Raw genomic sequence first — 18698 nt, forward strand, 5'->3', positions numbered from 1 at the left:
GGGGGCCCGCCGGGGACGCCCGGGCCGGTGACCGAGAGGGAGGGACCTCGGTCCACGGACGTAGGCCCCTCGCCTCAGGTGCGCTTCGCTGCCGCTGGCTGGAGTCGCCGCCCATGCAGACCACGGGAACGGCTCGCCGGGAGACGGCGGAGCGCAGGCGCGACACTCTGGACCGGCTGGCCACCGAACGGGACATCTGGGTATCGACAGCACATCCCGATGACGGCCCGCACCAAGTGCCGCTGTGGTTCTCGTGGGACGGGCAGGCGGTGTGGATGTGCACCGGTGCCGCGTCCGCGACGGCGCGGAACGTCCGCGCCGAGCCGCGGGTGCGCCTGGCGCTGCCCGACACCTTCGACGTGGTGCTGCTCCAGGGTGCGGCGGAGTGCTTCCCGGTCCACGACGTCCCCGGCGACGCGGCCGATGCCTTCGCCACCGAGTTCGGCTGGGACCCGCGAAGGGAAGAGGAGCCCTTCGTCTACCTGCGCGTGGCACCGAGGACCGTGCGCGCGTGGCGCGGCGAGCCGGAACTGCGCGGCCGGGTGATCATGCGCGACGGGAGGTGGCAGGACTAGCCTTCTCACCGGCCGGGCTCCGGCCCGGCCCCGGCCCGAGGACCGGACTCGGGGCACCATCGGTCCCTCCCGCGTCCCGGGAGCGGTCCCGGGACCTCCCGCATCCGCGTCGCACGCTCAGTCCGCCGTCCCGGCCGCCAACTCGCAGGCATGCGCGTACTCCCGCACCAGCGGGCGGCGGTCGTCGGCGCGCCAGGCCAGCGCGAAGCGGCTGGGCGAGATGCCCCGGACCGCACGGGTGACGACCCCGCCCAGGGTGATCAGCGGACTGTTCCCGACCGCCAACAGCACCACCCCGAGACCGGCGACCAGGGCCTCGTACGTCTCCTCGGTGCTCGCCACCTCGGCGCCGATGCGGGCCGGTCTTCCGCCGCGCGCCTCGGTGGCGAGCCAGTAGTCCCGCAGCGGCCCGGCGCTGTCGGGCAGCGCGAGGAACGGCTCGTCCAGCAGGTCGGTGAAATCGACGCTCTCCGCTTCGGCGAGCGGGTGCGTATCGGGCATGGCGACCAGGCGGGGCTCCTCGGCGACCACCACCCACCGGTAGCGGTCCGGATCGGGCAGCGGCAGCCAGACGAACGCCACGTCGCACGTGCCGTCGGCGAGCCCGGCACTCGGGTCGTGCCAGGAGACCTGGCGGAGCCGCAGCCGCGCGTCGGGGCGCGCGGCGGTGAAGCGGGAGCGGATCGCCGGGAGCACGCCCCCGCGCCCCGGGCTGGTGCTCATCCCCACGACGAGACCGGCCGCCTGGCCGGCGACGGCCCGGGCGACCGCCGTCTGCGCCTCCTCCCACTCGGCGAGGATGCGCTGGGCATGCGGCAGCAGCGCGGCGCCGACCGCGCTCAGGCGCACCTCGCGCCGATCGCGCTCGAACAACGCGGCCCCCACCTGCTTCTCCAGCATCCTGATCTGCTTGCTCAGCGCGGGCTGCGAGACGTACAGGCGCTCTGCCGCGCGCGTGAAGTGCAGTTCCTCGGCCACTGCGGCGAAGTAGCGCAGGTCCCGTCCGTGAACATCCATAACCATCGGCTATCACAGCAGATCTTGGACCGACAACTGGATTGCCCTGCACGGTGGTTCACACACAGACCTACACGGACCGCTCCGCACAGGCGGGCCGTTTGGCACAGAGGAGACAGGCATGCACAAGGTTTGGCTGATCACCGGAGCGAGCAGCGGGTTCGGGCGGGCGATCACCGAAGCGGCGGTGGCCGCGGGCGACATCGTGGTCGCCGCCGCCCGCCGCACCGCGCTGCTCGACGACCTGGTCGCCGCACACCCGGACCAGGTCGAGGCGCTGCCGCTGGACGTCACCGACAGCGCAGCCGGTCAGGCCGCGGTCGACGGCGTGGTGGCGCGGCACGGCCGGATGGACGTCCTGGTCAACAATGCCGGGCGGGGCATGGTGGGTGCGGTGGAGGAGAGCACCGACACGGAGCTGCGGGACCTGATGGACCTGCACTTCTTCGGCCCGGCCGCACTCACCCGGGCCGCGCTGCCGCACATGCGCCGCCAGGGCTCGGGCGCGATCGTGCAGTTGACCAGCATGGGCGGACGGTTCGCCTTCGCCGGGGTCGGCGCCTACTGCGCCACCAAGTTCGCCCTGGAGGGGCTCTCCGAGGCGTTGGCCGCCGAGGTCGCCCCGCACGGCATCCGGGTACTGATCGTCGAACCCGGCGCATTCCGTACCGGCTTCGCCGACCCCGCGACGCTGCATCCCTCCTCCGCCCTGGACGCCTACCAGGACACCGTCGGTCCCGTCCGTTCCGGACTGCCGGAGGGAAGCGGCCGCGAACCCGGGGACCCGGCCAGGGCCGCAGCCGCCGTCCTCACCGCGCTGGACGCCGACGAACCGCCGCTGCGGCTGCCGCTCGGCAACGACGCCGCCGACGCGATCACGGACCATCTCGACCGGGCCGGCGCCGAACTCCGGTCCTGGGAGAAGCTCATCCGCTCGACCGACTTCGACGACTGACACCTCCGGCCACCGGTCCGCCCGGCCGCCGAACCCGCCCTCCCGCAGCGGCCGTCCCGCCCGACGCGCCCGCGCGGTCGCGGCGGGCCCGCACCCGGCGTGCCGGCTCTCAAGCGCGGCACAGACGGGGGCGGTCGGTGCGGGGGCAGCACCCACCGGCCCGCCCCGGCGGCAGCCATCCCGGTCCCGCCCACGCCTCTTCCCGAACGTCCCAGGAGCGTCGCGATGAAATCCCTGCTCAGGCCCTCTCCCACCTCCGGTGCCGCAGCCGCGGCGCCGGGAACGGGCCGGGGCGGTTCCCCCGTGGTGCTCGGTGCGGCGCTGCTGGGCTTCTTCCTCATCTCGCTGGACGCGTTGATCGTCACCGTCGCACTGCCCGACATCGGCCGCAGCCTCGGCGGTGGCATGTCCGGCCTGCAATGGGTGGTGGACGGGTACACCCTGACCTTCGCCGCCCTGATGCTCTCCGCGGGCGCCGTCTCCGACCGCATCGGGGCCCGGCAGGCGTACGGCGGCGGCCTCGTACTCTTCGGGCTGGCCTCGGCCGCGTGCGGGTTCGCCCCCGGCCTCGGGGTGCTGGTGGCGGCGCGGTTGATACAGGGAGCAGCGGCGGCGGTCATGATGCCCGCCTCGCTCGCGCTGGTCCGGCAGGGCTTCCCCGACCAGGCCGAGCGGGCGCGCGCCATCGCCGTCTGGACCGTGGGCGGGGCCGTCGCGGTGGCCGCCGGACCGGTGCTGGGCGGGGCGCTCACCGCTTCCGCGGGGTGGCGGTGGATCTTCTTCGTCAATCTGCCCGCAGGGGTGCTGGCGCTCGCCCTGCTCACCCGCGTACCGGCGTCGCCGCGGCTGCCCGCGCGACTGGACGTGGTCGGCCAGGTGACCGCGGTGGTCGCGATGGGTGCGCTGACGTACGGCGTGATCGAGGGCGGCGACCAGGGCTTCGGCCGGCCGCCCGTGGTGATGTCGCTGCTGGTGGCCGCCGTCGCGGCCGCCGTCTTCCTCGCCGCGCAGGCCACGGGCTCGCATCCGATGCTCCCGCTGCCGCTGTTCCGCTCCCGAGTGGTGGCGGTGTCCTTGGTGGTCGGCTTCATGCTCAACGCCGCCTACTACGGCGGAGTGTTCGTCTTCAGCCTGTATCTGCAGCAGCAGCGCGGCCAATCGGCCCTACGTGCCGGTGTGCTGTTCATTCCGATGACGGCACTCGTCGCCGCGATGAACCTGGCCTCGGCGAAACTCGCCGCACTGTTCGGCCCGCGCGTGCCGATGGTGGCAGGACAACTGACCGGGGCCGTGGGACTGCTGGCCCTGCTCACCGTCGGCCCGCACACCGACCCGTGGGCAGTGGCGGCGCTGATGGTGCCGGTCGGCCTCGGCGGGGCGCTGACCGTACCGGCGCTGACCGCGATGCTGCTCGACGCGGTGCCGGGAGACCGGGCCGGCTCCGCGTCCGCCGTGCTCAACACCGGCCGCCAGGTCGGCGGGGCTCTCGCGGTGGCGGCCTTCGGCGCGCTGCTGGCAGGGGCGGACACGTTCCTGACCGGCATGCGCTGGAGCATGCTGACAGCGGCAGCCGGACTCGTCCTGACCACCGGCGCGACCCTGACGCTGCCCCGGCACCGGCACCGGCACCGGCACCGGCACCGGCCCCAGCACCGGCACGCGGAGGCGTGAGCCGGACGCTCCGTCGCGACAGCGCCGCGGGCCGCAGCGACGCGGACGGCCACACCGCCGGATCGATCCGGCCGGACTCACGGGGGCTGCCCGCCGGCCGTCACCGCATCGCCGGGGCGAAGACGGGCTCGAGGCAACGTGCGGCGCGGCGGGGCGGCTATCGGTGGAAGACGATGCTCGGGCAGGTGTCGGGGTCCGTTTCCACGAACAATTCGGGTTCGCTCCGGGTGCCGCCGATCTCCAGATACTGCGGGTCGGCGGGCATTCGTCGCTCGGGGGTACCGCGGAGGAAGTCGAGCTTGATCTGGCGGAACCCCTCACCACCGGTGGTTTCCTCTTGGCGGAACTCCCAGGTCCCCGCACCCTGGAACCCGCTGCCGGCAGGGCCGTTCCCGCCCAGCTCCTCCAGCGAGATCGCCCAATTCCTCACCCGTACTGTGCCGACCTGAGCCGTACGCCCTTCGGGATACCGGGTGGAGGTGTGCCCGAGACTGACGCGCATGCCGTGCGGGCCCTGGTAGTCGCCGTTCAGGTCACTCGCGCGCACCGTGGTGCTCGACCTCGGACACGGGCTCGAAGCGTCGTCCAGGACAGTGCACGAGGCAAGAGTGGCCAGAGCGCAGGCGGCCACTCCTGCCGCCTTGCGTGACACCGTGCCGCTCGGCCTTCGTGTGGGGACAGCCGAGCCGTGCGTCGTCATGGAAGCCATCGTTTCAGTGCTCATCCGGAGCTTCGAAGCGGGGCGGGTGTATCCGCTCCGTCCATGTCATCTTTTCGTGGATGCCCGTGCCGGGGCCCGCAGAGCGGTTGAGCTTCTCCTGCCACTTCGGGTAGCCGGGGAGGAAGGATTCGACGTCCGTGTCGTTGTTGAGCGTGTACTGCACCACGATGGAGCCGTCCGGTTCCTCGGATTCGACCGTGTAGTCGACGTCGTAGGAGCCGAGGAGGGACTGGGCCTCGTTGGTGTCTCCGTCCCAAAGGTTGTCGAGTCCGCTCAGGCCCGCCATGTCCTTGGCGAACATCTTGATCTGGTCGCCGCGCCCCTCTCCGGAAATCTTGTGCTTCACCCGTCCGGACAGCTCTCCCGCACGCCATTTCTGCAACGTCTGGTCGCGGATCGACGCCATGCTGTCGCTCCTTTGCAGCTGCTTGACGAACGGGTCGCCCTGGTGGAACTGCCGGTTCGGCTCGAATGTCCCCTTGCCGAGGAGCCAGCCCCAACCTGTGGATCGCGGTGTCGCGTTGTTCGGGTCCGCGTGCGGACTCTCGCCACCCAGGACACGCGTGTAGGCGTCGAATTCGTCGGGGCTGATGCTGCCCGTGCTGTCGAGATCGGTGTGCTGGGGCCTGGCGTTGAACCACTGACCGAGGCCGACATCGGCCAGCAGTGCATAGGCGAGTTTGTTGTCGATGAACAGCCCGCCACGCAAGGCAGCCGTTACGTCACGCTGCCCGTCCCTGACCATTTTGGCGGTCTCCGTGTCCACCTCGCCGCTCGTGGTGGCGCGCACCACCCCGTTGGAGGTCACCTCCACTGCCCCCTTGCTGTCCTCCTCGATCCGTCGGACGATCTCTTTCACCTCACCGCGCAGCGTGGTCAGGTCCAACTCGCCGTCCTCAAGGACCTTCTTCATTGTGCGGGCCACCTCGGTCGCCCGGCTGACCTGGCGTGCCATGTCGTCGATCATCTGCCATGCGTAGGGCGCGGCCGCCCCCTCCCAGTAACCCTCGTCCCGCAAGGGCTTCATCAGCTCCTTGTGGATCCGGCCGGACAGACCGTCGATGGCGGTGATGACCTCTTTCCACTTCTCCGCCAGGTCCGTAAGAACCGAGAAGTCAGTGGTCATCAATTCGTGATAGAACTTTTCGCCCCTCATCGGTCGTACTCGTCAATCGCCGAACGACGCGGGGCCACAGGCGGCGGAGCCGGGTCGGCAGGGCCACATGAGGGGACGTCTTGCTGCCCCTGCTGCTTCAACAGCTTCTCCAGGTCGGTCTTGGCACCGTGGTCCTGAGTCCTGTACGCCCTCTTGGCGTCCCGCAGGCTCTGCTCGATACCTGCCAGCCACGCAGCCACATTCCCGGCCTGGATCTCCCACTGCTCGTGTGACTTTCGCAGCCCCTGGGCGGCCGTCCAGCCCTCGAACTCAGTCGCCGCCGTGCCCGTCGGCGTCTCCAGCGAAGCCGCAGCCTCGTAGAAGGCCGTGTGGATCTCCCCAGCGCTGGTGGCGCCCTTGGCCAGCACGCTGTGGGAAACGTTCAACCGCGGCTTGAGGATCGAGCCACCCTCCGGCTGCAGGGGAAGGAGAGCGCCTTCTTCACGCGGCGGTTCGAGCATGCCCTGCTCACCCGGCGGAACCGGCGGGCCCAACGCCGTCTCCGGGAGCTCGCTGTCGCCCTTCGGCTCCGAACCACTCACGGCCGCACCGCCCCCGTCTCAGGCTCTTCCCCGCCCTCTGACCCACCGCAGAACCGCTGTCCCATGGCGGATCCGGCCACAGCTGTCACCAGGCCGGCTCCTCGGAGATCGAGGAAGCAGGGGTAGCACAGAAGTGCTCAGGTCCTTCTTCGAACAGCACGTTCAATACCACAGAGTGCCGCTTCGCTGATCATCTTGTCAGTCGGGTGTCGCGTGAGGTCGTCGGTCCACCGCACTGCCACGATCGGCAGCCACACTGCGTCGTATGCCCCTGACGACGCCCCCGAGGCCCCACCCGAGCCTCTGCCCTGGGCCTGGCAGACCGCCCGATCGGCCCGCAGGTCGGACCGGTTGCCGGATCCCCGCCCACCTATCGGCCCGGAGCGGGAACCCGTCGAGTGACGTGCTGCGTGTTCTCCTGCATGACACACCACACCGGTTGAATGATCACCGATTGACACCGGCGAGAGAACCGAGAGAACCGCGGTGACCAACAGAGACTGTCGGCACTCCATTCACTGTAGTAACTTTAAGTGATCAAAACTGCGGGTGATTCGAACCGCCGTCGCCCACGGACAGAGAGCTGAGAGAACGTGCGCATGAACAAGCAGGCCAGCACGGCGATGTGGACCGCAGCGGCCCTCGCCGCGTCCCTCCTCCTGGGCGCGTGCGGGAGTGACGGCGGATCGGACGGCAAGATCGACGGCGCCGACGACGGCACCAAGAAGACGAGCAAGTCCCCCTCCCCGTCTCAGAGTTCGGATACCCCCGGCCACAAGGCACCGGAGGACATCAAACTGGCGAAGGACGCCAAGAACGTCTTCGAGGACACCCAGACGGGCAGCCCAGAGAAGGACGCGGTCCTGGCCGACAACCAGGCACGGATCAACGCGATCGACCGGGTCATCACCACGGGGAAAGATCCGAACCTGGTGAAGGTCTACGCCAAGGGGCAGTCACTGCTCGCCTCGAACAAGTACATCCTCGAAGCGAAGAAGGACCAGCAGAGCTGGGCCGGTGTAACCCGCTACTACGACCAGAGGGTCGAACTGGAGAGCGACACTGTAGCGCAGATCTACTTCTGCATCGACGAAAGCAAGGCCAAGAACAAGCTTCTCAAGACGGGGAAACTCGAACCGAACAACGGGGGCGACTTGAACTACATCTTCACCCGACTCCGGATGGAGCGGAACAAGGACGGAGTGTGGCAGGCGACCTCAGGTCACGAGACTGCGAAGGCCAAGAAATGCATGGAGTGAGTCGGAAGAACTCGATCATCGTGCTGACGACGGGACTTCTCCTGGCGGCCTCCGCCACCGCGCACGCGGACCCGAAGGGCTCCGGCGCGAGCAGAGCTTCGGGCGGAACCGACGGCGCCGACATCACTGCCGAGGTCTCGCACATCCGGATCGTCCAGGGCGACAGCACGGGTGGCGGGAAGACGGTCAAGCTGGACCCGAAGGATCCCGACTGGGAAGCCCCGGCGTGCTGGTACGAGCCGAAGACGACGCCCAAGCAGCTCAAGAAGAAGATCGAGGACGCCAAGCCGGAGAAGCGGGACGAGGACGAGAAGGACGAGAAGGACTCCGGCACGATCTTCGACGATCTCGAGAAGAGCAACCAGAAGGCGGCGGACGCGCTCTCGGAGCAGGTCGTCCACCTCTACGAGAACTACTACCAGACAGACAAGTACGACGACTACAACATGGACCAGCAGGGCAAAGGCTACTTCTGGGAAGGCGTGCGCAACCCCGACCGGGCGGACGATCCCGAGGCGGACGCGTGCAGCGAACACGCCATCTGGGTGCCGAAGGGGGACCCGCCCGAGGACATGCCGCTGGCCGTCAGTCCGAAGATCCTCGCGCAGTACGCCTACGAGCAGCTCCCCATCCCGGAAACGGAACTGTCGTTGAACCCCGACGGCAAGCAGACCGTCAACCTCGACACCTGGGTCTGGCTGGACCGGAGCAGGTTCAAGCCGGTGAAGGCGATCGCCGAACTCGACCTCATCGACGGGACCAGGCTCTCCGCGACCACCACCGCCACGCCCGAGTCGCTGACGCTCGAGCCCGGCACCGGCGACGCGAAGACCTACCCCGCTTCGGGAAAGTGCGAGTTCGAGAACGGCGCACTGGGTGAGAAGTACTCCGCCGGGAAGAAGAACCGGACCCCGCCGTGCGGCATCCGGTATCTGAGGGCCACCGGCGAGAACGGCTCCTACACGCTGAAGGCCACGCTCACCTGGAAGGTGGAGTGGAAGAGCACCGAGGACCCGGGGGGCACGTTCCCGTCGGGCACCTTCAGCACCACGAAGAACCTCACCGTGAAGGAGATCCAGTCCATCGTGCGTGACTGAGCGGTCAGCGCAGACACAGTGCGGCGCCTGCCACAAACCCGGTCGGGGACTGGCAGGCGCCGCTTCGTCCGTACGCCCTTGTACGGAAGTTCGGGGGGCTCCCCGCCCTCAGACCGCCAGGGCGCGGTCCGTGGGGCGGACGGGGGCGTGCAGGGTGCTGTGCTCGCCGGTGAGGTGACGGTCGACGGCCTTGGCGGCCGAGCGGCCCTCGGCGATGGCCCAGACGATCAGGGACTGGCCCCGGCCGGCGTCCCCGGCGACATAGACACCGGGAACATTGGTGGCGTAGTCGCCGTCCCGTGCGATGTTGCCGCGGGCGTCGAGTTCGACACCGAACTGCTCGACCAGCCCGTTCTCGCGGTCGACGCCGGTGAAGCCCATGGCGAGGGTGACCAACTGGGCGGGGATCCGGCGCTCGGTGCCGGGCTTGGGCTCCAGCTTGCCGTCCACCATCTCGACCTCCACCAAGTGGAGCCACTGGACGTTGCCGTCCTCATCGCCCTCGAAGTGGGTGGTGTTGACGGAGTAGACCCGCTCGCCGCCCTCCTCATGGGCGCTGGTGACCTTGTAGAGCAGCGGGAACGTCGGCCACGGCTGACGGCCCGGGTCCCGGTCCTCGCCCGGCTTGGGCATGATCTCCAGCTGGGTGACGGAGGCGGCGCCCTGACGGTGCGCGGTTCCCACGCAGTCGGCTCCGGTGTCGCCGCCGCCGATGACGACGACGTGCTTGCCCTCGGCGCTGATCGGGGAGACGGTCAGGTCGCCCTCCTGCACCTTGTTGGCCAGCGGCAGGTACTCCATCGCCTGGTGGATACCGTTCAGCTCGCGGCCGGGGACGGGCAGGTCGCGGGCGGTGGTGGCGCCCGCCGACACGACGACCGCGTCGTACCGCTTGCGGATCGTCTTCGCGTCGATGTCGCGGCCGATCTCCGTCTCGGTCCGGAACTTGGTGCCTTCCGCACGCATCTGCTCGATACGACGGTTGATGTGCCGCTTCTCCATCTTGAACTCGGGGATGCCGTAGCGCAGCAGTCCGCCGATGCGGTCGGCCCGCTCGTAGACCACGACGGTGTGCCCGGCCCGGGTGAGCTGCTGGGCGGCGGCCAGGCCCGAGGGGCCGGAGCCGATGACGGCGACGGTCTTGCCGGAGAGGCGCTCGGGCGGCTGGGGGGTCACGTCCCCGTTGTCCCACGCCTTGTCGATGATGGAGACCTCGACGTTCTTGATGGTGACGGCCGGCTGGTTGATGCCCAGCACGCACGCCGACTCGCACGGGGCGGGGCAGAGCCGCCCGGTGAACTCGGGGAAGTTGTTGGTCGCGTGCAGCCGCTCGGAGGCGGCCTCCCAGTCCCCGCGGTAGGCGTAGTCGTTCCACTCGGGGATGAGGTTTCCCAGCGGACAGCCGTTGTGGCAGAAGGGGATGCCGCAGTCCATGCAGCGCCCGGCCTGCTTGCTGACGATGGGCAGCAGGGAGCCGGGGACGTAGACCTCGTTCCAGTCCTTGACCCGCTCCTCGACGGGACGGGTCTCGGCGACCTCGCGGTCGGTGTGCAGGAAGCCCTTGGGGTCAGCCATTGGTCGCCGCCTCCATCATCTTCTCGTGGGTCTCGGACTCGCTGAGTCCCGCGCGCTCGGCGGCGTCCTTGGCGGTGAGCACAGCCTTGTACGTGGCGGGCAGCACCCGGCTGAAGCGGCTGAGCGCTCCGTCGGGGCCGTCCCAGTCGGCGAGGAGCTTGGCGGCCACGGTGGAGCCGGTCTCCTCCTGGTGGCGTCGCACGACCTCGTGCAGCCACGTCCTGTCCTCGTCGGTCAGTTCCTCCACGGCACCGCGCAGTCCGGCGTTCACGTTCGCCAGGTCCAGGTCGATGACGTAGGCGGTGCCGCCGGACATCCCGGCGCCGAAGTTGCGGCCGGTGCCGCCGAGCACGACGGCCGCGCCGCCGGTCATGTACTCGCAGCCGTGGTCGCCCACACCTTCGGAGACCACCAGGGCACCGGAGTTGCGGACGCAGAAGCGTTCGCCGACGCGGCCGCGCAGGAAGATCTCGCCGCCGGTGGCGCCGTAGGCGAGGGTGTTGCCGGCGATGGTGGAGTACTCGGCGAGGTGGTCGGCGCCCCGGTCGGGGCGGACGATCAGCCGGCCGCCGGAGAGGCCCTTGCCGACGTAGTCGTTGGCGTCGCCCTCCAGCCGCAGCGTGATGCCGCGTGGGACGAAGGCGCCGAAGGACTGGCCGGCGGAGCCGGTGAAGGTGAGGTCGACGGTGTCGTCGGGCAGCCCGGCACCGCCGAACTTCTTGGTGACCTCGTGGCCGAGCATGGTGCCCACGGTGCGGTTGACGTTGCGGATCGCGACCTGGGCGCGGACCGGCTGGGCCTGCTCGGCGGTGTCGGCCTGCAGCGCGTCGGCCGCCAGCTTGACGAGCTGGTTGTCGAGCGCCTTCTCCAGACCGTGGTCCTGTGCGGTGGCCTGGTGCAGCACGGCGCCCTCGGGGAGCTCGGGGACGTGCAGCAGCGGCGCCAGGTCGAAGCCCTGGGCCTTCCAGTGGGTCACGGCGCGCGAGGTGTCGAGCAGCTCCGCGTGCCCGATGGCCTCGTCCAGGGTGCGGAAGCCCAGCTCGGCGAGGAGTTCGCGGACCTCTTCGGCGATGAACTCGAAGAAGTTGACGACGTACTCGGCCTTGCCGCGGTAGCGGTCGCGCAGCACCGGGTTCTGGGTGGCGATGCCGACCGGGCAGGTGTCCAGGTGGCAGACGCGCATCATCACGCAGCCGGAGACCACCAGCGGTGCGGTGGCGAACCCGAACTCCTCGGCGCCCAGCAGTGCGGCGATGACGACGTCGCGGCCGGTCTTGAGCTGGCCGTCGGTCTGCACGACGATCCGGTCGCGCAGCCCGTTGAGCAGCAGCGTCTGCTGCGTCTCGGCCAGGCCCAGCTCCCAGGGGCCGCCCGCGTGCTTGAGGGAGGTCAGCGGGGAGGCACCGGTGCCGCCGTCGTGGCCGGAGATGAGGACGACGTCGGCGTGGGCCTTGGAGACGCCCGCCGCGACCGTGCCGACGCCGACCTCGGAGACCAGCTTCACGTGCACGCGGGCCCGCGGGTTGGCGTTCTTGAGGTCGTGGATGAGCTGGGCGAGGTCCTCGATCGAGTAGATGTCGTGGTGCGGCGGCGGCGAGATGAGGCCGACGCCCGGGGTGGAGTGCCGGGTCCTGGCCACCCACGGGTAGACCTTGTGGCCGGGGAGCTGGCCGCCCTCGCCGGGCTTGGCGCCCTGGGCCATCTTGATCTGGATGTCGTCGGAGTTGACGAGGTACTCGGAGGTGACGCCGAACCGGCCGGAGGCGACCTGCTTGATCGCGGAGCGCCGGGCCGGGTCGTAGAGCCGCTCGGGGTCCTCGCCGCCCTCACCGGTGTTGGACTTGCCGCCGAGCTGGTTCATGGCGATGGCCAGTGTCTCGTGCGCCTCCTGCGAGATGGAGCCGTAGGACATGGCGCCGGTGGAGAACCGCTTGACGATCTCGCTCGCCGACTCGACCTCCTCGACGGGGATCGAGGGGCGGTCGCTCTTGAAGCCGAACAGGCCGCGCAGGGTCATCAGCCGCTCGGACTGCTCGTCGACCCGCTGGGTGTACTGCTTGAAGATGTCGTAGCGGCGCCGGCTGGTGGAGTGCTGGAGGCGGAAGACGGTCTCCGGGTCGAACAGGTGCGGTTCGCCCTCGCGGCGCCACTGGTACTCGCCGCCGATGTCCAGCAGCCGGTGCGCGGGGGCGATGCCGGAGGAGGGGTACGCCTTGGCGTGCCGGGCGGCCACCTCCTTGGCGACGACGTCGATGCCGGCGCCGCCGATCTTGGTGGTGGTGCCGTGGAAGTACGCGTCGACGAACGAGGCGTCCAGGCCGACGGCCTCGAAGACCTGCGCGCCGCGGTAGGAGGCGACGGTGGAGATGCCCATCTTGGACATCACCTTCAGCACGCCCTTGCCCAGGGCGTAGATCAGGTTGCGGATGGCCTCCTCGGGCGGCAGCTCCGCGGCGCCGGGCAGGAAGGTGCCGGCCCGGACCAGGTCCTCGACGGTCTCCATGGCCAGGTACGGGTTGACCGCGGCGGCGCCGTACCCGATGAGCAGCGCGACGTGGTGCACCTCGCGGACGTCCCCGGCCTCGACCAGCAGCCCCACCTGGGTGCGCTGCTTGGTGCGGATGAGGTGGTGGTGCACCGCCGAGGTGAGCAGCAGCGACGGGATCGGCGCGTGCTCGGCGTCCGAGTGCCGGTCGGACAGCACGATGAGCCGGGCCCCGGACTCGATCGCCGTGTCGGCCTCCGCGCAGATCTGCTCGATGCGGGCCGCGAGGCCGTCCCCTCCTTCGGCGACGCGGTAGAGCCCGGAGAGCGTGGCGGACTTGAAGCCCGGCAGGTCGCCGTCGGCGTTGATGTGGATGAGCTTGGCCAGCTCGTCGTTGTCGATGACGGGGAACGGCAGGGTGACACTGCGGCAGGAGGCGGCCGACGGCTCCAGCAGGTTGCCCTGCGGGCCCAGCGGCGAGTGCAGCGAGGTGACCAGTTCCTCACGGATGGCGTCCAGCGGCGGGTTGGTGACCTGCGCGAACAGCTGGGTGAAGTAGTCGAAGATCAGCCGGGGCCGGTCCGAGAGCGCCGCGATCGGCGAGTCGGTGCCCATGGAACCGATGGGCTCGGCGCCGCTGCGGGCCATCGGGGCGAGCAGGACGCGCAGCTCCTCCTCGGTGTAGCCGAAGGTCTGCTGGCGGCGGGTGACCGAGGCGTGAGTGTGCACGATGTGCTCGCGCTCGGGCAGGTCGGCGAGTTCGATGAGCCCGGCGTCCAGCCACTCCTGGTAGGGGTGCTCGGCGGCGAGCTGGGCCTTGATCTCGTCGTCCTCGATGATGCGGCGCTCGGCGGTGTCGACCAGGAACATCCGGCCGGGCTGGAGGCGGCCCTTGCGCACGACCTTGCCCGGGTCGATGTCCAGGACGCCGACCTCGGAGGCGAGGACGACGAGGCCGTCGTCGGTGACCCAGTACCGGCCCGGACGCAGCCCGTTGCGGTCCAGCACGGCGCCGACCTGGGTGCCGTCGGTGAAGGTGACGCAGGCCGGGCCGTCCCAGGGCTCCATCATGGCGGAGTGGTACTGGTAGAAGGCGCGCCGCGCGGGGTCCATCGAGTCCTGCGACTCGGCACTCTCCCACGCCTCGGGGACCATCATCAGCACCGAGTGCGGCAGCGAGCGGCCGCCCAGATGCAGCAGCTCCAGCACCTCGTCGAAGGTGGCCGAGTCGGAGGCGCCCGGGGTGTTGATGGGGAAGATCCGCTCCAGGCTCCCCTGGTCCCCGCCGTCCTCGCGGCGGACGGAGCCGAACAGCTCGGAACGGAGCTGGGACTCGCGGGCCCGCATCCAGTTGCGGTTGCCCTGCACGGTGTTGATCTCGCCGTTGTGCGCGACGAACCGGTAGGGGTGGGCCAGCGGCCAGCTCGGGAAGGTGTTGGTGGAGAAGCGGGAGTGCACCAGCGCGATGGCGGTGCCGAACCGGCGGTCCGACAGGTCGGGGAAGAAGGGTTCGAGCTGCCCGGTGGTCAGCATGCCCTTGTAGACCAGGGTGCGCGCAGAGAGCGAGGGGAAGTAGACCCCCGCCTCGCGCTCGGCACGCTTGCGCAGCACGAACGCGAGCCGGTCCAGGGCGACGCCTTCGGCCCCGCCCTGCGCGGCGACGAAGAGCTGGCGGAAGGTGGGCATGGTGGCACGTGCGCCCGGGCCGAGCAGCTCGGGTGCGACCGGCACCTCGCGCCAGCCGAGGACGGTCAGCCCCTCCTCGGCCGCGAGCGTCTCGATCTGCGAGACGGCCGCCGAGGTGGCCTGCGCCTCGCCATCCTCCTCCGCACCGGGCAGGAAGGCGATGCCCACGGCGTAGGAGCCCTGCTCGGGCAGTGCGAAGGGGACGCTCTCGCGGAGGAAGGCGTCGGGGATCTGCAGCAGGATGCCGGCGCCGTCACCGGTGTCCGGGTCCGAGCCGGTGGCACCCCGGTGCTCGAGATTGCGGAGCACGGTCAGCGCCTGTTCGACCAGCTCGTGGCTGGGCTCACCGGTCAGGGTCGCCACGAAGCCGACGCCGCAGGCGTCGTGCTCGTATCGGGGGTCGTACATCCCCTGCTTGGCAGGGTGGTGGGCGGCCCAATCCGCTGTCGGCACAGCACGCATCGGCACTCCCGTCGTCTCGTGGCATGTGGTACGTACCGAGGGACGACGTTGGCCCTCATGTGGCAAAAATTTTCGTGCAGGTTACATGGTGGCGCACTTCCCGGAAAGCGGAAGACGCATCTCACCATACGAACACCGGGCGCGACCGTGTCAGCGCGCCGACGCGGATGGCCCTTATGGGGCCGGAAAAGACCTGCACAGGGGGTTCGGGGTAGGTGACCCCGAGTGACAAGCGGCTCTCTCTCGCACGCAGGCGTCATTGCCGGCGGCGTTACGGACTACTGCCCCGCCTCACGCAAGATGAAACCGCCGAGTAACACGACTCCCTTCGCTGGGGCCGTATCGCCGGGTGGGTTTCCCCCTCCGCGGATGGCCTGGCTCCGCAGAAGCACATCGGCTGCCGCCGAGCGGGTCGTGTGACTGCGGGAGCGCTCTTGGGCTGTGACGGACGGCATCAGGACTCCTCCCGCACCCGACGGGCCCGAGAAAAGACCCGGAGCAAGGTCCGCAAGGGCTCACACCACTGCGGCCGGGGGTCCCAGGGGGCAGAGCCCACTGGCGGGGGGCCGTCGGGTGGGGGTCCCCCCGGACGAAGTCTGGGGGAAGCGCCGCCCCGACGCCCGTCCGGCGAGGACAAGGGGGTTCGGGGGCGAAGCCCCCGACAACGGCGCCGCACCCGGCGAACAACCGACGGGGGGAACCGCACCCCGCCCGCAGAAAAAAGAGGCGGCGCCCCCGCAAGGACGCACCGTCAGCCCACACCCAGCCGCACCGGAAGACACTCCAGCTCATTCTGGGTGAGCACCGGCCGATGACGCGTCTCCGCGGCAGCGACCGCGGACAACGCGGGGAACCGCTCGAAGAGGGCGGGCAGCGCGACGGACGCCTCCAGTCGCGACAGCCCCGCGCCGGGGCAGATGTGCGGCCCGTGCCCGAAGGCGAGGTGCCGGATGGGTGCGGGACGCCGCACGTCGAAGCGGTCGGCGTCCTGGCCGTGCTGCGCCCGGTCGCGGCCGATGGCCCGGTAGGACATGGCGACGCCTTCGCCTTCCCGGATGACGGCGCCGCCGGTGCCGACCTCGATGTCCGAGGTCGCGAACCGCAGCAGCAGGTGGGTGGAGGGCGATTCCCAGCGCAGCGTCTCCTCGATGACGGCGTCCCAGCCGACCTGGCCGTCGAGGACCAGCCGCAGCTGGTCCGGATGGGTGAGCAGGGCCCGCACGGCGCACAGGATCAGGGTCACCGTGGTCTCGTGCCCGGCGGCGACCATGGCTTCCAGGTTGCCCCGTACCTCTTCGGCGGTGAGCGGCTCGCCGCCCTCGTCGGCGAGGATGAGGGCGCTGGTGAGGTCGTCGCCGGGGGACGCGGTCTTGTGCCGGACCATGTCGTGGTAGAGCTCGTCGAGCTCGCGCAGGACGGCGAGCCGCTCCTGCTGCGGGGTCAGGGTGGAGAAGAACGCCTCGTACAGGTGGTGCAGCCGCGGCTCCAGCGCGGGGTCGACGCCCATCAGCGAGCAGACCACCGACATGGGCAGCGGCTGTGCGAATGCGGACTTCAGGTCGATCGGCTCGTCCGGCGCCTCGGCGGCGTCGGAGGCCATCGCGTCCAGCAGCCGGGCGGTGACGCGTTCGACGACGGGGCGGAGTTCCTCCAGCCGGCGCGGGGTGAGGGCCTGCGCCGTCTTGACGCGCAGCCGCCGGTGTTCGGCCCCGTCGACGGTGAACATGGAGCGGCCCGCGTCGACCATGCCGATCAGCGGCCAGTTCTCGTCGATCTCGCCGTCGCGCCACAGGTTCCAGCGGGTGATGTCCTTGACCAGCCGGGTGTCGGTGAGGAGCCGGCGGGCCTCGGCGTGGGTGGTGACCGTCCACACCTCGGCGCCCATCAGGTCGATCCGGGCGAGTGGTCCGGCGGTCCGCAGCGCCTCGGTCTCGGCGGCGAGGCTGCCGACCAGCGGGTCGATGGTGAGCGGGCACCCCGCGGTGCCGGGGGCGTCTCCCCCGTCGGCCGCCGGGCAGCCCGCGGGGGCGGCACCGGCGGTCCGGGGTTCGCTCGCCGGGGACTGTGCGTCGCCGTTCATCAGCGTCCTCCGTACGGGGGTGTGGGCGCGAAGCGGACGGGCAGCACCGTCATGCCGCGCAGGAAGGGCGAGGGGCGGCGGGCGAGGGTGCGGGGCGCGACCGCCAGGTCGAGGTCGGGCAGCCGGTCGAGCAGCACCTCGATGCCGGTGCGGGCGATGACTTCGGCGATCTCCTGTGCCGGGAAGGGGCACTGGTATTCGCCGTGGCTGAAGGCGAAGTGGGCGAAGTTGCGCTCGCGTGGACGGTCCGCGCCGTGCGGCGCGTGTGCCGCCGGGTCGCGGTTGGCGCCGGCGAGTCCCAGCAGGAGCAGGTCGCCGCGGGCGACGGCGCGGCCCGCCAGCCGAGTGTCGCGCGCGGCCCAGCGGCCGGCGAGGATCTGGGTGGGGGTGTCCTCCCAGAGGACTTCGTTCATGGCCTCGGGGACGGTGTGGCGCCCTCCGGAGAGCGAGGCGGCGAAGCGGTCGTCGGTGAGCATGAGGCGCACCGAGTTGCCGATCCAGTCGGCGGTGGGCAGGAACCCGGCGGAGGTGACGGCCATGAGGTTGAGGACGTATGCCTCGTCGGTGAACTCCGCGGGGTGGGCCAGCATGGCGGAGAGCACGTCGGCTCCGGGCGCCGCGTGCTTGCGGGCGACGAGCCGCCGCATGAGGGAGAGCGCGTGTTCGAACCCGGCGAGTGCGTGGGGGCCGCCGTCGGCCATGTCGGTGAGGGAGCGGATCAGTTCCGGGCCGTCGGAGTCGGGGAAGCCCAGGATGCGGGCCAGGGTGAGGAGGGGCAGCGGTTTGGCGTAGGCGGAGACGATCTCGGACTCGCCGACGCCGCAGAAGCTGTCGATGAGCCGGTCGGCGATCTCCTCGGTGGTGCCGCGGAGTTCGACGTGGTTCACGCCTTCCAGCGCCTGCTGGACCATGGCCAGGTGGCGGCGGTGTTCCTGGCCGACGGTGAAGTAGACCGAGGGCTGCGGGGTGCCGATCATCGGGCGCAGCGGCCAGTCCTCGGGGAGGTTCTTCCACTGGTTCCACAGACCCTGGTCCCGGGGGAAGAGCACGGGGTCGCCGGTGACGTGGTGGAGTTCGCGGTAGCCGATGACGAGCCAGGCGGGTACGTCGCCGGGGAGGGTGACGGGGACGACGGGCCCGTGGTCGCGGCGCATGTCCCGGTAGACGGCTTCCAGGTCGGTGTGGAAGCGGGGGCCCATGAGCGGTACGGCGCCGGGTGCTGCCCGGCCGCCCGCGGCGGCGGGGCAGCCGCGGGGCTCTGCGGGAGGGGCGCCGGAGGCCGGTGGGCCGTGTGCGGGGTCGTAGTACTGGGGCTGACTGGTCAAGGTCGCAACTCCCCTGCGGGCGGTGGCACTTGGTGGTCTCAGGTGTCACTTCGTGCACAGCCTAGGCAGTTTCCCGATCAGTGGGGACCGTT

General features: G+C 70.5%; 13 protein-coding genes. 5 read left to right on the forward strand and 8 right to left on the reverse strand.

Annotation, left to right across the window (positions count from 1 at the left end; all coding sequences use genetic code 11):
- Nucleotides 1-113: 113 nt before the first annotated feature.
- Complete coding sequence (locus A949_RS0123575) at nt 114-575, forward strand: pyridoxamine 5'-phosphate oxidase family protein (protein WP_019358506.1); 462 nt, start codon at nt 114-116, stop codon at nt 573-575.
- Nucleotides 576-692: 117 nt separating this feature from the next.
- Here the strand turns inward: A949_RS0123575 and A949_RS0123580 are convergent, their stop codons facing one another.
- Nucleotides 693-1598, reverse strand: a complete 906-nt coding sequence (locus A949_RS0123580; RefSeq protein WP_026004957.1) for a LysR family transcriptional regulator — start codon at nt 1596-1598, stop codon at nt 693-695.
- Nucleotides 1599-1713: 115 nt separating this feature from the next.
- Here A949_RS0123580 and A949_RS0123585 point away from each other — a divergent pair, with 115 nt between their 5' ends.
- Complete coding sequence (locus A949_RS0123585) at nt 1714-2547, forward strand: oxidoreductase (protein ID WP_019358508.1); 834 nt, start codon at nt 1714-1716, stop codon at nt 2545-2547.
- 225 nt (nt 2548-2772) lie between these two features.
- Nucleotides 2773-4218, forward strand: a complete 1446-nt coding sequence (locus A949_RS0123590) for an MFS transporter (protein WP_019358509.1) — start codon at nt 2773-2775, stop codon at nt 4216-4218.
- 157 nt (nt 4219-4375) lie between these two features.
- Here A949_RS0123590 and A949_RS0123595 read toward each other — a convergent pair whose 3' ends face one another.
- The 3 genes from A949_RS0123595 to A949_RS0123605 all read right to left on the reverse strand — a co-directional run bounded on the left by A949_RS0123595 (nt 4376) and on the right by A949_RS0123605 (nt 6637).
- A complete protein-coding gene (locus A949_RS0123595; protein WP_158687624.1) occupies nt 4376-4765 on the reverse strand; it encodes a hypothetical protein in 390 nt (129 codons plus the stop codon).
- 166 nt (nt 4766-4931) lie between these two features.
- Entirely contained in the window at nt 4932-6065 is a 1134-nt protein-coding gene (locus A949_RS0123600; RefSeq protein WP_158687625.1) for a hypothetical protein, read from the reverse strand.
- Between the two features lie 26 nt (nt 6066-6091).
- Nucleotides 6092-6637, reverse strand: a complete 546-nt coding sequence (locus tag A949_RS0123605; protein WP_019358512.1) for a hypothetical protein — start codon at nt 6635-6637, stop codon at nt 6092-6094.
- A 599-nt stretch (nt 6638-7236) separates the two neighbouring features.
- Between A949_RS0123605 and A949_RS0123610 the strand changes: the two genes are divergently transcribed.
- Both A949_RS0123610 and A949_RS0123615 read left to right on the forward strand, forming a co-directional pair.
- A complete protein-coding gene (locus A949_RS0123610) occupies nt 7237-7896 on the forward strand; it encodes a hypothetical protein (protein ID WP_019358513.1) in 660 nt (219 codons plus the stop codon).
- Nucleotides 7884-8993: a hypothetical protein gene (locus A949_RS0123615; protein WP_026004958.1), complete on the forward strand. Its 1110-nt coding sequence runs from the start codon at nt 7884-7886 to the stop codon at nt 8991-8993. The genes A949_RS0123610 and A949_RS0123615 overlap by 13 nt, the downstream gene beginning before the upstream one ends.
- Nucleotides 8994-9101: 108 nt before the next feature.
- Here the strand turns inward: A949_RS0123615 and A949_RS0123620 are convergent, their stop codons facing one another.
- The 4 genes from A949_RS0123620 to A949_RS0123635 form a co-directional block, all read right to left on the reverse strand.
- Nucleotides 9102-10568, reverse strand: a complete 1467-nt coding sequence (locus A949_RS0123620; protein ID WP_019358515.1) for a glutamate synthase subunit beta — start codon at nt 10566-10568, stop codon at nt 9102-9104.
- On the reverse strand, nt 10561-15201 hold the full coding sequence (gene gltB, locus A949_RS0123625) for a glutamate synthase large subunit (protein ID WP_051019594.1): 4641 nt from the start codon (nt 15199-15201) through the stop codon (nt 10561-10563). The genes A949_RS0123620 and gltB overlap by 8 nt, the downstream gene beginning before the upstream one ends.
- Before the next feature lie 751 nt (nt 15202-15952).
- Complete coding sequence (locus tag A949_RS0123630) at nt 15953-17281, reverse strand: cytochrome P450 family protein (RefSeq protein WP_019358517.1); 1329 nt, start codon at nt 17279-17281, stop codon at nt 15953-15955.
- Complete coding sequence (locus A949_RS0123635; protein ID WP_019358518.1) at nt 17281-18480, reverse strand: cytochrome P450; 1200 nt, start codon at nt 18478-18480, stop codon at nt 17281-17283. Before A949_RS0123635 ends, A949_RS0123630 begins: the two co-directional genes overlap by 1 nt.
- Nucleotides 18481-18698 lie beyond the last annotated feature (218 nt).

The sequence above is a fragment of the Streptomyces sp. AA1529 genome (assembly GCF_000280905.1).
In the GTDB taxonomy this organism is placed as follows: domain Bacteria; phylum Actinomycetota; class Actinomycetes; order Streptomycetales; family Streptomycetaceae; genus Streptomyces.

Excerpts from the sequence above, each read along its gene's own strand:
- A949_RS0123575 (WP_019358506.1), top strand. The coding sequence starts at position 114 with ATGCAGACCACGGGAACGGCTCGCCGGGAGACGGCGGAGCGCAGGCGC.
- A949_RS0123580 (WP_026004957.1), bottom strand. The coding sequence starts at position 1,598 with ATGGTTATGGATGTTCACGGACGGGACCTGCGCTACTTCGCCGCAGTG.
- A949_RS0123585 (WP_019358508.1), top strand. The coding sequence starts at position 1,714 with ATGCACAAGGTTTGGCTGATCACCGGAGCGAGCAGCGGGTTCGGGCGG.
- A949_RS0123590 (WP_019358509.1), top strand. The coding sequence starts at position 2,773 with ATGAAATCCCTGCTCAGGCCCTCTCCCACCTCCGGTGCCGCAGCCGCG.
- A949_RS0123600 (WP_158687625.1), bottom strand. The coding sequence starts at position 6,065 with ATGACCACTGACTTCTCGGTTCTTACGGACCTGGCGGAGAAGTGGAAA.
- A949_RS0123610 (WP_019358513.1), top strand. The coding sequence starts at position 7,237 with ATGAACAAGCAGGCCAGCACGGCGATGTGGACCGCAGCGGCCCTCGCC.
- A949_RS0123615 (WP_026004958.1), top strand. The coding sequence starts at position 7,884 with ATGCATGGAGTGAGTCGGAAGAACTCGATCATCGTGCTGACGACGGGA.
- A949_RS0123620 (WP_019358515.1), bottom strand. The coding sequence starts at position 10,568 with ATGGCTGACCCCAAGGGCTTCCTGCACACCGACCGCGAGGTCGCCGAG.
- gltB (WP_051019594.1), bottom strand. The coding sequence starts at position 15,201 with ATGCGTGCTGTGCCGACAGCGGATTGGGCCGCCCACCACCCTGCCAAG.
- A949_RS0123630 (WP_019358517.1), bottom strand. The coding sequence starts at position 17,281 with ATGAACGGCGACGCACAGTCCCCGGCGAGCGAACCCCGGACCGCCGGT.
- A949_RS0123635 (WP_019358518.1), bottom strand. The coding sequence starts at position 18,480 with ATGGGCCCCCGCTTCCACACCGACCTGGAAGCCGTCTACCGGGACATG.